The following is a 13185-nucleotide window of genomic DNA, read 5'->3' on the forward strand; positions in this document are numbered from 1 at the left end:
GCTCAGCCGCGCGCGGCCGGCAGCATCCGCCGCAGCAGCCCGTCGCGGCGCAGCAGCTGGTGGTGCAGCACCGCCGCCAGGTGCAGCGCGACCAGCGCGGCCAGCGTCCAGAACAGCCACACATGGGCAGCGTCCAGCACCTGCCGCAGATCCGGGTTGCGCGCGGTCAGCGCCGGCAGCTGGAACAGGCCGAACCAGGGCAACGGCTGTCCGGCCACCGAGTTGAGCAGCCAGCCGGACAACGGCAGGGCCAGCAGCAGCGCGTACAGCAGCAGGTGGGTGGCGCGCGCGGCGCGCAGCTGCCAGGCCGGTCCGGCCGGCGGCGCGGGCGCGCGCGTGGCCACGCGCACGGCGATGCGCAGCGCCGCCAGCGCCAGCGCGGACACGCCCAGCGATTTGTGCAGGCCGTAGCACAGCCGGCGCAGGTCGCTGCCGCGCTCCATGTCCACCATCAGCAGGCCGATCGCCGCGGTGGCGACGACCAGCAGCAGACCCAGCCAGTGCAGCCAGCGCACCGCCGCCGGCCAGCGCGACGTTGCGTCCATGCCGCGCGCCATGTCGTTCGCCGCGGCCACGTCAGTGGAAGAACTCGGCGATCGCCGCCGCACCGATGAAGGTACCGGCGGTGGCGGTCAGCGACACCGCGACGATGCGCCAGCCCAGGCGCCGGAACATCGGCAGCTTGCGCGCCACCGAGAAGCCGGCCAGCGCCAGCACGGTGGTGGTGATGCTCATGAACTGCACGCGGTCGACGGTGGTGGCCAGCGCGTCGGCCAGCGGCCAGCCGCCGGGGATCGTCACCAGCGTCGCCGCCACCGCCAGGAACAGCATCAGCGGCAGCCGGCGCAGCACGCGCTTGAGCGCGATGCCGGCCAGCACGATCGCCACCATCGCCGCCACGCCCGGCAGGGTCTGCTGCGGCGGCACGCCGTACCCCATGTAGTTGCTGAGGGTGATGCCGGCGACCATCAGCAGCAGCGCCACCACGCTGTCGGCGAAGGAGGGGTTCTCGTCCTCCTCGGCCATCGCCGCCTGCGGGTCCAGGTCGTCGGCCGAGGGCGCGCGCCGCGCCAGCGCGGTGCGCCCCAGCACCGGTTCCAGACGCGCGTACAGCCAGTTGCACAGCGGCAGGGTGACGAACACCGCGAAGTAGAACCCGACCACGCCGGCGATCAGGTTCGCCGCCGCGGCGATGGCGTTCAGTTCCTTGACCACCTCCGGCGCCATGCCGACGGTGATCACGCCCAGCGCGGCCGCCATCAGACTGCCCGAACCCATGCCGGCGCCCATCGCCAGCGAACGCGGATCGAAGATGCCCAGCGGCGCGATCACGCTCACCAGCAGGGTGATGAACACCGCGCCCAGCACCGTGCCGGTGATGTACTCGGCGAGCACGCCGCGGCCTTCGGCCGACTGCATGCCGTACTTCTGGCCGATGATGACCAGGCTGTTCTCGCGCCCGATCGAGAAGGTCGCGCCGACCGCCTCGCGCTTGATGCCCAGCATCAGCGCCAGCGGCAGCGCCAGCACCATGGTGCCGAAGGCATGGCCCAGTTCCTGGAAGGCCAGCGCCCAGCCGACCTTCTGCAGCTGCGGCATCGAATGCCCGGCCATCAGCCCGAGCTTGACGATGAACAGCAGCAGCGCGGCGTTGAGCAGCTTGCCGGCGTGGCGCTGCAGCGGCACGTCCAGCCGCAGCGCCGCCGGCATGCGCGCGTGCAGCGCGGCCAGCGTCGTGGTCAGCAGCAGCGCCATCAGCATCGGCAGGATCACGATCTTCGACGACCACACCGGCACCGCGATCGGTCCGATCCATTCGGTCAGGACCGTGACCGCCAGGACCACCAGCAGCAGGAGCCAGAGCCGGCGCGGGGCGGCCGGCGGGGGGGAGGGAACGGTGTTGGCTGCGGCGTGGGGCATGGCTGGAATCGCTCGTGTTCGGGTCGCAAGGGGCGGTGCGGGTCGGCGTCAGCGCGCGGGCGTGGGTGGCGCCTTCGGTTCGCCGGCGGTGAACCACTCGGCCGCCGGGATCTCGTGGATCAGCACCCGTACCGCCGTGGCCGGCACCGCGAGGTGGACGGTCGCGGCCTCGGTGACGGCGCGGGCGAAGGCCTGTTTCTGCTCGGCGCTGCGGCCGGCCAGGATGTGCGCGTGCAGGATCGGCATGGTTCAGCCCTCGACGTGGAAGCCGCAGCGGCCGAGCGATGCGACCTCCAGCGACACGTGGATGCCGGGCCGCAGCGCGCAGGCGGCGGTGGCGCCGCCGGCCAGCACGATGTCCCCAGGCTGCAGGCTTTCGCCGGCCTCGGCGACCACGCGCGCGGCGGCCACCAGCGAGCGCAGCGGGTGGCCGAGGATCGCGGCGGTGGAACCGAACGCCTGCGGGCGGCCGTCGAAGTCCAGCACCAGGCCGAGGTTGTCCAGATCGGTGGCCGGGTTGCGCCAGGGGCCGACCACGAAGCCGGACGAGGAGCTGTTGTCGGCGACCACGTCGGTCAGCGAGAAACGGAAGTCCTCGTAGCGCGAATCGATGATCTCCAGCGCCGGCGCCACCGCGTCGATCGCGGCCAGCGCCTGCGGCGCGGTGACCGCGCCGGCCAGCGGGCGCCCGACCAGGAAGGCCACTTCCGGCTCCACCCGCGGATGCACGTAGTCGCCGATGCGGATGGAGCCGCCGTCGTCGACCAGCATCGACGAGGTCAGGCGGCCCCAGATCATGTCCGACACGCCCATCTGCACCATCTTGGCGCGGCTGGTGAAGCCCATCTTGATGCCGATGCGGCGTTCGCCGCGGCGCAGCCGGCGCTCGATGCTCAGGCGCTGGATCGCATAGGCCTGCTGCAGGCTGATGGCCTGCTCCAGCTGCGGGGTGGCGGTGGCGTGGCGGGCGGCGTCGTCCAGGCGCGCGGCCAGCGCGTCGATGTCGATGGCGGTCATGCGGTCTGTCCTTCGGAAGTGCGGTTGCGCGCCAGCAGATCCAGCGCGACGTCGACGATCATGTCTTCCTGTCCGCCGACCATGCGCCGGCGCCCCAGCTCGACCAGGATTGAGCGCACGTCCAGGCCGTGGTCGGCGGCGGCCTTCTCGGCGTGGCGCAGGAAGCTGGAGTAGACGCCGGCATAACCCAGGCTCAGCGTCTCGCGGTCCACCCGCACCGGGCGGTCCTGCAGCGGCCGCACCAGGTCGTCGGCCGCATCCATCAGCGCGTACAGGTCGCAGCCGTGTTCCCAGCCCATGCGGTCGGCCGCGGCGATGAACACCTCCAGCGGTGCGTTGCCGGCGCCGGCGCCCATGCCGGCCAGCGAGGCGTCCACGCGCGTCACGCCGTTCTCCACCGCGACGATGGAGTTGGCCACGCCCAGCGACAGGTTGTGGTGGGCGTGGATGCCGATCTGGGTTTCCGGGCGCAGCGCGTCGCGCAGCGCGCGCACGCGCTCGCGCGTGGCGTCCATGGTCAGCGCGCCGCCGGAATCGGTCACGTACACGCAGTACGCGCCGTAGCTCTCCATCTTCAGCGCCTGCTCGGCCAGCTGGGCCGGCGGGGTCATGTGGCTCATCATCAGGAAGCCGGCCACGTCGATCTCCAGCCGGCGCGCTTCCTCGATGTGCTGGCGGGCGACGTCGGCCTCGGTGCAGTGGGTGGCCACGCGCACCGAGCGCACGCCGGCGGCCACCGCCTCGCGCAGGTCGTGCACGGTGCCGATGCCGGGCAGCAGCAGGGTGGTCAGCTTCGCCTGCTGCACGCTCTCGCGCACCGCGGCGATCCATTCCAGATCCGAGTGCCGGCCGAAGCCGTAATTGAAACTGGAGCCGGCCAGGCCGTCGCCGTGCGCCACCTCGATGGCGGCCACGCCGGCGCGGTCCAGCGCGGCGGCGATGGCGCGGGTGTGGTCCAGCCCGTACTGGTGGCGGATGGCGTGCATGCCATCGCGCAGGGTCACGTCCTGGATGTAGAGCCGGTTCATCGCACGCCCTCCTCGGTGGCGGTGTCCAGGGAAACCTCGACCATGCGTTCGGCCGCAGCCAGCGCCGCGGAGGTCATGATGTCCAGGTTGCCGGCGTAGGCCGGCAGGTAGTGGCCGGCGCCCTCGACCTCGAGGAACACCGACACCTTCAACCCCGGCGCGGCGTCGGCGCGGCCGAGGATGGCCGCGCACGCGGCGGCGTCGAGCGCTTCGAACTGCACCTGCTGCTTGAGCCGGTAGCCGGGCACGTAGCCGGCCACGTCGGCGACCATCGCCTCGATCGAGGCGGCGATGGCGGCGGGGTCGCCGCCTTCGGTCAGGCAGTAGACCGTGTCGCGCATGATCAGCGGCGGCTCGGCCGGATTGAGCACGATGATCGCCTTGCCGCGCTGCGCACTACCGACGGTCTCCAGCGCGCGCGAAGTGGTCTCGGTGAACTCGTCGATGTTGGCGCGGGTGCCGGGGCCGGCGGACCTGCTGGCGATGGAGGCGACGATCTCGGCGTAACGCACCGGCGCCACGCGCGCCACCGCGGCCACCACCGGGATGGTGGCCTGGCCGCCGCAGGTGACCATGTTGATGTTGCCCGCGGCCAGGTGCTGGTCCAGGTTCACCGCCGGCACCACGTAGGGGCCGACCGCGGCCGGGGTCAGGTCGATCACGCGCTTGCCGTCGGCCCGCAGCAGGCGGTCGTGGCCGACGTGGGCGCCGGCCGAGGTGGCGTCGAACACGATGTCGATGCCGGCGTATTCCGGCATCGCGCGCAGGCCTTCGATGCCGTCGTGGGTGGTGGCCACGCCGAGCCGGCGCGCGCGCGCCAGGCCGTCGGACTGCGGGTCCACGCCGACCATCGCCGCCATCTGCAGGTGGCGGCCGTGGCGCAGGATCTTGATCATCAGGTCGGTGCCGATGTTGCCGGAACCGATCACCGCGACGTTGCGCTTGCTCATGGGTTCACTCTCCGCGGAAGGCGGCCGCGACCCGGCCCAGGCCGGAGATGCGGGCTTCGAAGACATCGCCCGGGCGCGCCACGGCCATCGGCCCCAGCGCTCCGGACAACACGGTGTCGCCGGCGCGCAGCGGCCGGCCGATGCGCGCGGCGGTGCGCGCCAGCCACACCACCGCGTTGAGCGGGTTGCCCAGGCAGGCCGCGCCGCAGCCGAGCGATACCGGCTCGCCGCGCTGCTCCAGGCTCATGCCGCACAGGCGCAGGTCCAGCGCGTCGATCTTCTTCGGCGCGCCGCCGAGCACGTAGACGCCGGAGGAGGCGTTGTCGGCGATGGTGTCGAGGATGCCGATCTTCCAGTCGCGCACGCGGCTGTCGACCACCTCGATGGCCGGCAGCGCGTAGCCGATGGCGCCCAGCACGTGCCCCAGCGTCGGCCGTTCCGCGTCCAGGTCGCGGTCGAACACGAAGGCGATCTCGGCCTCGACCTTGGGCTGGATCAGGCGGCCGAGCGCGATCTCCTCGCCGTCGCCATGGGCCATGTCGTCGAACAGCATGCCGTAGTCGGGCTGGTCCACGCCCAGCTGCCGCTGCACCGCCACCGAGGTCAGGCCGATCTTGCGCCCGGACAGGCGCCGGCCGCCGGCCAGCGCCTGCTCAGTGAGCAGGTGCTGGGCCGCGTAGGCGGCGTCGATGCCGCCGGATTGGAGCAGCGGCGCGACCGGTTCGCAGGCCGTTCCACTGCGTGCGGCCTCGCCCAGCAGGCGCGCGGCCTCGCGCACCGGCGCGGTGCCGGCCAGTGCTTCAAAGCTTGATGCAGACATTGCGCAGCTCCGTATAGAACTCCAGCCCGTGGACGCCGCCTTCGCGGCCGATGCCCGACTGCTTGGCGCCGCCGAAGGCGGTGCGCAGGTCGCGCAGGAACCAGCAGTTGACCCAGGCCACGCCGACCTCGATGGCCGCCGCCACGCGATGCGCGCGCGACAGGTCGCCGGTCCAGATCGAAGTGGCCAGCCCATAGGGGCTGTCGTTGGCCGCCGTGACCGCTTCGTCTTCGCGGTCGAACGGGGCGATGTGGCAGCACGGCCCGAAGATTTCCTCGGTCAGCACCGCCGAGTCGGCCGCCAGGCCGGTCCAGATGGTCGGCTCCACCCACCAGCCGCCGGCCAGCGGCGCCGGCAGCGACGGCACGCCGCCACCGGTGACGATGGTGGCGCCCTCGTTGCGCGCGCGGGCGTAGTAGGACAGCACCTTGTCGCGGTGCGCCTTGCTGATCAGCGGGCCGAAGGTGGTGCCCTCCGCGTTCGGGTCGCCCGGGCGCAGCGCCTCGGCCGCCTGCTTCAGGCGCACGACGAAGGCGTCGAAGATCGGCCGTTCGACATACAGGCGCTCGGTGCCCAGGCAGACCTGGCCGCTGTTGAGGAAGGCCGAACGGGTGATGCCGGCGACGGCTGCGTCCAGGTCGCAGTCGGCGAACACCAGCGCCGCGTTCTTGCCGCCCAGTTCGAAGGAAACCGGGCGCACGCCCACCGCCGCGGCCTTCATGATCGCCGTGCCGGTGCGGGTCTCGCCGGTGAAGGTGATGCCGTTCACGTCCGGGTGCTCGGTCAGGTACTGCCCGGCGCTGTCCGGGCCGAAGCCGTGCACCACGTTGAACACGCCCGGCGGCACGCCGGCGTCGTTCATCACCTCGGCCAGCAGGGTGGTGGTGCTCGGGGTTTCCTCCGAGGGCTTGACCACCACGGTGTTGCCGAACGCCAGCGCCGGGGCCACCTTCCAGGTCATCAGCAGCAGCGGCAGGTTCCACGGGCAGATCACCGCGATCACCCCGCGCGGCGTGCGCAGGCCGTAGTTGAGCGCGGTGCCGCCGTCGGGCGTGGGCGAGCGGAACGCTTCGGTGGCGCCGTGCGCCAGCTGGTCGGCGAACACGTCGAAGTTGGCCGCTCCGCGCGGGATGTCCAGGTGGCTGGCCAGGCTCCTGGGCTTGCCGGTGTCGCGCACCTCGGCGGCGACGAACTCGTCGAAACGGGCGCGGATGCCGTCGGCCAGCCGGCGCAGGATCGTCGCGCGCTCGCCGTCGGTTAGCCGGCCCCAAGGGCCGTGCAGCGCCTCGCGCGCCGCGCGCACCGCCTGGTCGACGGTGCCGGCGTCGGCCTCGTGGACATGCCCCACGACCTGGCCGGTGGCCGGATCGATGTTGGCGAACGGAGGCCGGCTGGAGGTGACCGGGCGGCCTGCGATGTAGTGCGTGATGACGGAGGGAGCGGGCGCTTGCGCTGCAATGGTGTTCATGTGGTTTCCGTGGTCGAATCCATAAATTACGAAATTTATTCCGTTTCCTCGTGGTGCTTTGGGGGCCGGATTTCTCTCGTCTGTCAGCCAAATGCCAATGTTTGTTGGGCTGATGCTCGAGCGGCGATCATGCCAGACAAATTTCGCAATGTCTGCAAAATATCGAAATTAAATTTGACAGCGCGGTGGGACTCTGCTCTGATCCGTCCCACGCCCACGTTCCGGAGATGCACCCTGATGGCCGCTGTTCCTGATTCCGTCCTTGCCCTGGCGCCGCGCATGGCCGACTGGCGCCAGCGCATCCATGCCTGGCCCGAACTGGGCTTCGAGGAGGAGCGGACGTCGGCGCTGGTGGCCGAAGTGCTGCGTGGACTGGGGCTGGAGGTGCATACCGGCCTGGGCGGTACCGGCGTGGTGGCGGTGATCGATTCCGGCAGGCCGGGTCCGTCGATCGGCCTGCGCGCGGACATGGACGCGCTGCCGATGGACGAGCACAACGAGCTGCCGTACCGCTCGCAGCGTCCGGGCGTGGCCCATACCTGCGGCCACGACGGCCACACCGCCGCGCTGCTGGGCACCGCCGAGCACCTGGTGAAGCACCCGCCGGCCAGCGGCCGCGTGGTGCTGGTGTTCCAGCCGGCCGAGGAAGGCGGCCGCGGCGCCATCCGGATGATCGAGGACGGCCTGTTCGAGCGCTGGCCGTGCGATGAGGTCTACGCCTTCCACAACATGCCGGCGCTGCCCGGCGGCCAGGCCAGCGTGCGCACCGGCGCCACGCTGCAGTCGCTGGCGGTGTTCGAGATCGCCATCGAGGGCGTCGGCGGCCACGCCGCCGCGCCGCACCGGGCCAACGACCCGCTGCAGGTCGCCGCGCGACTGGCGGTGGAGATCAGCGCCATCGTCGGCCGCCACATCGACCCGATGGAAGCGGCGCTGATCAACGTCGGCAGCCTGCAGGCGGGCACCACCCACAACATCATCCCGTCCACCGCCTCGCTCAGCGGCACCATCCGCTCGCTGTCGCGCGAGGTCCACGACGAACTGCTCAAGCGCCTGCGCGCGCTGTGCGAGGGTTACGCGCAGATCTCCGGCTGCAGCATCGACCTGCGCATCCCGCATTCCTGCCCGCCCTGCGTCAACGCTCCGGAACAGGCCGCGCTGGCGGCGCAGGCGCTGGGCGACGTGCTGGGCGCGGACAACGTCAGGACCGACATGCGCGCCTATCCGTTCTCCGACGATTTTTCCTACATGCTGGAGCGGTGGCCGGGTGCCTACCTGTTCCTGGGCATGGACAGCGCCATGTGCCACCACCCGACTTTCCGTTTCGACGACCAGCTGCTGCCGGTGGCGGCGGCGGTGTTCGAGCGGATCGTGCGCCGCCGCCTGGGCTGAGCCCGCGCCGCCGCGCCGACGACTTCCACCCTGCACGGCCACCGCAACGAACTGAGGCACCGCGTCATGTCGACCGTCATCGAGCAACTGCGTTACGTCGTCCTTGGAACCCGCGACCTGGAGGCGGCGGCGCATTTCGCCGGCGCCGAACTCGGGCTGCAGGCACTGCCGGCCGGCAACGGCGAACAGGCGTTCCGTTCCGACGAACGCCAGTACAGCCTGGTCTATTCCAATGCGGCGCCGCGGCGTCATGCGGTGGGCCTGGAGCTGCGCGACGAGGCCGCGCTGCAGGCGGCGCTGCAGGCCCTGCAGGCGCGCGGCATCGCCGCCACGCGCGACGCCACGCTGGCGGCGCGGCGCAACGTACGCGCGCTGGCCGCGTTCACCACGCCCGGCGGCCTGTGCCTGGAACTGGTGGTGCGCCCGCAGAACCAGGGCTGGCGCTTCTTCCCGGCGCGCGACAGCGGCGTGACCGGGCTGGCGGCGCTGGCGCTGCGCAGCACCGACGTGGCCGCCGACGAAGCGCTGCTGGCCGACCTGTTCGGCCTGCAGGTGCGCGACTGGATCGGCGATGCGGCCTACCTGGGCATGGACGCGGCGCACCACCGGCTGGCCTTGTTCCCCGCTGCGGCCGCCGGCGTGCTGGCGGTGGAGTTCGACGTGCAGGGGCTGGACCAGGTGATGCAGCAGTACCACCGCCTGCGCGCGCTGCCGCAGGCCGTCGCCCACGGTCCCGGCCGCCGGCCGGTATCGGGCCAGGCGTTCGTGACCTTCGCCGGGCCCGACGCGGTGTACTACAGCTTCGTTGCCGAGGGCGAGCGCATCGACGCGGCCTCGGCGCGGCGCCCGCGCCAGTTCGCGATGCGCGCCGATTCGCACTGCGCCTGGGGCAGCGACTGCACCATCGCCGAGCTCGCGGCCGAGGCCGCGGCGCAGCGCCCGGCGCTGCGCGGGGTGCCCAGCGCATGATCCACCTGCGCGACGTCAGCTACGTGCGCCTGGGAACCCGCGACCTGGAAGGCGCCACGCGCTACGCCACCACCATCCTTGGCCTGGAAGTGGCCGAACGCGGCCACGGCGCGGCCTACTTCAAGTCCGACCAGCGCGAGCACACGCTGTGTTATTTCGACGGCGATCCGGCCGACCAGGTCGTCGCCTTCGAAGTGGACACGCGCGCCGAACTGGACGCGGCCGGCGCCGAGCTCGAGCGCCTGGGGCATCCGGTGCACCGCGGCACCGCCGGCGAGGCGCAGCAGCGCAAGGTGCGCGACTTCATCGGCTTCCGCGACCCCACCGGCAACCGCATCGAACTGGTGTGGCGGCCGCAGATGTCCGCGCGCCGCTACCACGGCACGCGCGATGCCGGCATCACCGGTTTCAGCCACATTGGCCTGTGCACCACCGACGCCGCGCGCGACGAGGCGTTCTGGACCTCGGTGTGCAACGCGCGGGTCAGCGACCGCATCGGCGACGCGCCGCTGCTGCGCATCGACGAGGTCCACCACAAGATCGCGCTGTTTCCGACCACCCGCGCCGGCATCCAGCACATCAACCACCAGGTGGCCAGCGCCGACGACGTGCAGCGTTCGCTGCACCACCTGCGCGGCCACGGCATCCCGGTGGTGTTCGGGCCCGGCCGCCATCCGACCTCGGGCGCGCGCTTCCTGTATTTCGAAGGGCCCGACGGCATGGTCTACGAGTATTCCTCGGGCGTGAGCAGCATCGCCGACGAGCTGCTGTACCGCGAGCGCCAGTTCGAGTTCGCGCCGCCGGGCTTCTGCATGTGGGGTGCCGAGCCGCAGATCCGGGAGTTCCGCAAGTGAGCGCGCAGCTGGAAGCGCTGGCGCGCAGCGTGCGCGTGGCGGCGCGCGCGCTGGGCCGCGCCGGGCTGGTGCATGCCTACGGGCACTGCAGCGCGCGCATCGATGCGACCTCGTTCCTGGTCGCACCGTCACGGCCGCTGGGCCTGGTACGCCCGGGCGAGCGCTGCACGGTAGTGCCGCTGGACGGCGACCTGCCCGAGGGCGTGCTGCCGGAAGTGCGCATCCACCGCGAGATCTACCGCCGGCGCCCGGATGTCGGCGGCGTGGCGCGGATCCAGCCGCCGAAGCTGATGAGCCTGAGCGTGCTCGGCCGCACGCCGCTGGCCCGGCACGGCTTCGGCGCCTATTTCCACCCGCAGCCGCCGTTGTGGGACGACCCGCTGCTGCTGCGCTCGGACGTGCAGGCGCGGCGCCTGGCCGAGCAGCTCGGCGACGCGCGCGCCATCGTCATGCGCGGCAACGGCGCGGTCACCGCCGGACAGTCGCTGCAGGCGGCGGTGGTGCTGGCCTGGTACCTGGAAGACGCCGCGCGCGTGGAACTGGACTGCCTGTCCGCCGCCGCGCACACCCTGCCGACCTGCCTGAGCGACGAGCAGTCCGCGGTCCGCGCGACCTGGGATGGCCGCCTGCTCGAGCGCATGTGGGACTACCTCACCGCGGGCGACGCCGAGCTGGATTGAGCCGCCGCCCGCCTCTCCACCACCCGAAGACGGAAGAAAGACCGATGAAGACCCTGCTGAACGCGTCGCTGCTGGCGGCGCTCGGCCTGGCTGGCCATGCCGCGGCCGCCGACAACTGCGCCTCGGCCGACGACACCAAGGTGATCCGCCACTACTACGCGCAGACCCGCCCGGGCGCACCGCCGCCGGCGGTGGCGCGGCTGTTCCGCATGGACGAGACGCGCGTGGTCAGCGCGCTGGAACCGGCGCAGGCCTACGGCGTGCGCTCCAACCGCCTGTTGTTCGACGAGGTGTGGAAGTCGGTCGACGCCTGGGGCGCGGACACCCGCATCGGCATCGTGTTCACCTCCGGCGGCATGCACGTGTGGAATTTCCCGAGCAAGGTGCCGCAGACCCAGTCGACCAGCACGCCCATCTGGTACGACATGTACGCCGATGGCGGCGCCGGCGTGCACGGCCACATCACCCCGCAGGAAGTGGACCAGATCTGGGCCCTCCAGCTGCCGACCAGGGAAGCGGACAAGTTCACCCGCATCCTCGGCTTCTACGACAAAAAGGGCGCGCTGATCGTCGGCCTGTACGTGTCCGAGGGCGTGAAGGATTTCGATCCCAGGGCGGTGGCCGGTTTCGAGCGCACCCGCGAACTGCTGCGCAGCCAACCGCGCATCTGCGCGGCCGGTTAATCCCCCGGCCTTCGCGCCGCTGGCGGCGCGGAGGCCAGGCGCGGCAGGCGCACCCGCACGTCCAGTCCGGGCCGGTTGTCGTGCAGTTCGACCTGCGCGCCGTGGGCGCGCGCCACCGCCTCGACCAGCGACAGGCCCAGGCCGCTGCCGGCCGTGGTGCGGCTGCGCTCCAGCCGGTACAGGCGGCGGAACACGTGCGCATGCTCCTGCGCCGGAATACCCGGCCCGTCGTCGGCCACTCTCACCGTTACCGCGTCCGCGCTGGTTCCGGCGTGCAGCGTCACGTGGGCGCCGGCGGGACAGTGCCGGCAGGCATTCTCCAGCAGGTTGGAGAACAACTGGCCGAGCAGGTCGCGGTTGCCGGCCACCCGCAGGTCCTGCGCGATGTCCGCGTGGAAATGCTGGCCGGCGGCCTCGAACGCGGGCTGGTGCACTTCGGCCAGTGTTTCCAGCAGTTCCGACAGCGGCATCGGCGCCTGCTGCAGCAGGTGCGGGTCGCCGCCGATCTGGGCGATGTGCAGCAGCGAGGCGAAGGTGCGCAGCGCCGTGTCGACCTCGCTGGTGGCGCGTTCGAGCACGCCATGCAGGGCATCGACGTCGCGCAGCCGGCGGCCGCGTTCGAGCTGCTGGCGCAGCCGGCCCAGCGGCGTGCGCAGGTCGTGGGCGATGTCGTTGGAGACCTGGCGCAGCGAATCGGCCTGCGCGTCGATGCGGTCGAGCATGTGGTTGACGCTGGTCGCGAGCCGGTCGAACTCGTCGCCACCGTCGCCCACCGGCAGCCGCCGCGCCGGCTCGCCGAGCGCGATGGCGCGGGTATCGCGCACGATGCGCTCGACCCTGCGCAGCATCAGGTGGCTCATCAGCGCGCCGCCAGCCAGCGCCAGCGCCAGTACCGCCAGCAGCGCGTAGCCGATGTCGCGCAGCAGCGCGCCCTGCAGGTCGGTGAATTCCTCGATCGCCTTGCCGGCCTCGCCCACGGCCAGGTAGCGCCCGTCCTGCAGCGGCAGGCCGTAGGCGCGCACCGTGCGCATCTGGTCGGGCCTGTCGCCCTTGGGCATGCGGAACCAGAACCGGCCTTCGGGGCGTCCGGCCTGCGCCGGCGCGTTGCCGGCGATCAGGCGGCCGTCGCGCTCCTGCAGCACGTAGCGCATCGACTTGAGCAGGGGCTGGCGCAGGCGCTGCTCGAGCAGCGCACGCACCGCCGGCGTGCCGCCGTCCTGCTCGGCGCGGCGCAGGTACTGCACCTCGCGCTTGACGATCTCGTCCTGCAGATGGGTGGCGTAGCCGCGGATCTCCAGGTAGCCGATGCCCAGCAGGATCGCCACCGAGGCGGTGAACAGCGCCGCGTACAGCAGGGTCAGGCGGAAGCTGCTGGTACGCAGCAGGCGCGGCAGCGGCATCGGC

Annotated in this window: 14 protein-coding genes; 5 read left to right on the forward strand and 9 right to left on the reverse strand. The window is 71.9% G+C overall.

Annotated elements, in window-relative coordinates:
• Positions 1 to 2: 2 nt before the first annotated feature.
• From ABTV91_RS03085 to ABTV91_RS03120, 8 genes are read right to left on the reverse strand one after another with little or no spacing between them, the layout of a single operon-like run.
• The gene (locus tag ABTV91_RS03085; protein WP_433853169.1) at positions 3 to 545 is read right to left on the reverse strand and encodes a cytochrome b; all 543 of its coding nucleotides are present in this window, start codon (positions 543 to 545) and stop codon (positions 3 to 5) included.
• A 31-nt stretch (positions 546 to 576) separates the two neighbouring features.
• Positions 577 to 1920: a DUF3100 domain-containing protein gene (locus ABTV91_RS03090; protein ID WP_433853170.1), complete on the reverse strand. Its 1344-nt coding sequence runs from the start codon at positions 1918 to 1920 to the stop codon at positions 577 to 579.
• 48 nt (positions 1921 to 1968) lie between these two features.
• On the reverse strand, positions 1969 to 2166 hold the full coding sequence (locus ABTV91_RS03095; protein WP_433853171.1) for a tautomerase family protein: 198 nt from the start codon (positions 2164 to 2166) through the stop codon (positions 1969 to 1971).
• Positions 2167 to 2169: 3 nt separating this feature from the next.
• Complete coding sequence (locus ABTV91_RS03100) at positions 2170 to 2937, reverse strand: 2-keto-4-pentenoate hydratase (RefSeq protein WP_433853172.1); 768 nt, start codon at positions 2935 to 2937, stop codon at positions 2170 to 2172.
• A complete protein-coding gene (gene dmpG, locus ABTV91_RS03105) occupies positions 2934 to 3965 on the reverse strand; it encodes a 4-hydroxy-2-oxovalerate aldolase (RefSeq protein ID WP_433853173.1) in 1032 nt (343 codons plus the stop codon). Before dmpG ends, ABTV91_RS03100 begins: the two co-directional genes overlap by 4 nt.
• A complete protein-coding gene (locus ABTV91_RS03110; protein WP_433853174.1) occupies positions 3962 to 4915 on the reverse strand; it encodes an acetaldehyde dehydrogenase (acetylating) in 954 nt (317 codons plus the stop codon). Before ABTV91_RS03110 ends, dmpG begins: the two co-directional genes overlap by 4 nt.
• 4 nt (positions 4916 to 4919) lie before the next feature.
• Complete coding sequence (locus tag ABTV91_RS03115) at positions 4920 to 5735, reverse strand: 2-keto-4-pentenoate hydratase (protein ID WP_433853175.1); 816 nt, start codon at positions 5733 to 5735, stop codon at positions 4920 to 4922.
• Positions 5716 to 7203, reverse strand: a complete 1488-nt coding sequence (locus tag ABTV91_RS03120; RefSeq protein ID WP_433853176.1) for a 2-hydroxymuconic semialdehyde dehydrogenase — start codon at positions 7201 to 7203, stop codon at positions 5716 to 5718. The genes ABTV91_RS03115 and ABTV91_RS03120 overlap by 20 nt, the downstream gene beginning before the upstream one ends.
• A 237-nt stretch (positions 7204 to 7440) precedes the next feature.
• On the opposite strand from ABTV91_RS03120, the gene ABTV91_RS03125 reads away from it, so the two are divergent.
• The 5 genes from ABTV91_RS03125 (at position 7441) to ABTV91_RS03145 (ending at position 11781) form a co-directional block, all read left to right on the forward strand.
• Complete coding sequence (locus tag ABTV91_RS03125) at positions 7441 to 8595, forward strand: amidohydrolase (RefSeq protein WP_433853177.1); 1155 nt, start codon at positions 7441 to 7443, stop codon at positions 8593 to 8595.
• Between the two features lie 66 nt (positions 8596 to 8661).
• On the forward strand, positions 8662 to 9564 hold the full coding sequence (locus ABTV91_RS03130) for a hypothetical protein (protein WP_433853178.1): 903 nt from the start codon (positions 8662 to 8664) through the stop codon (positions 9562 to 9564).
• Positions 9561 to 10418, forward strand: a complete 858-nt coding sequence (locus tag ABTV91_RS03135) for a VOC family protein (protein WP_433853179.1) — start codon at positions 9561 to 9563, stop codon at positions 10416 to 10418. The genes ABTV91_RS03130 and ABTV91_RS03135 overlap by 4 nt, the downstream gene beginning before the upstream one ends.
• Positions 10415 to 11098: a class II aldolase/adducin family protein gene (locus ABTV91_RS03140; RefSeq protein WP_433853180.1), complete on the forward strand. Its 684-nt coding sequence runs from the start codon at positions 10415 to 10417 to the stop codon at positions 11096 to 11098. Before ABTV91_RS03135 ends, ABTV91_RS03140 begins: the two co-directional genes overlap by 4 nt.
• A 44-nt stretch (positions 11099 to 11142) precedes the next feature.
• Entirely contained in the window at positions 11143 to 11781 is a 639-nt protein-coding gene (locus ABTV91_RS03145) for a ChuX/HutX family heme-like substrate-binding protein (RefSeq protein WP_433853181.1), read from the forward strand.
• Here ABTV91_RS03145 and ABTV91_RS03150 read toward each other — a convergent pair.
• Positions 11778 to 13181 (reverse strand): ATP-binding protein, encoded by a 1404-nt coding sequence (locus ABTV91_RS03150; RefSeq protein WP_433853182.1) that lies wholly within the window; start codon positions 13179 to 13181, stop codon positions 11778 to 11780. The two genes, ABTV91_RS03145 and ABTV91_RS03150, sit on opposite strands and share 4 nt — an antisense overlap.
• Positions 13182 to 13185: the final 4 nt, after the last annotated feature.

The sequence above is a fragment of the Stenotrophomonas nitritireducens genome (assembly GCF_050984405.1).
Taxonomy (GTDB): domain Bacteria; phylum Pseudomonadota; class Gammaproteobacteria; order Xanthomonadales; family Xanthomonadaceae; genus Stenotrophomonas; species Stenotrophomonas nitritireducens_B.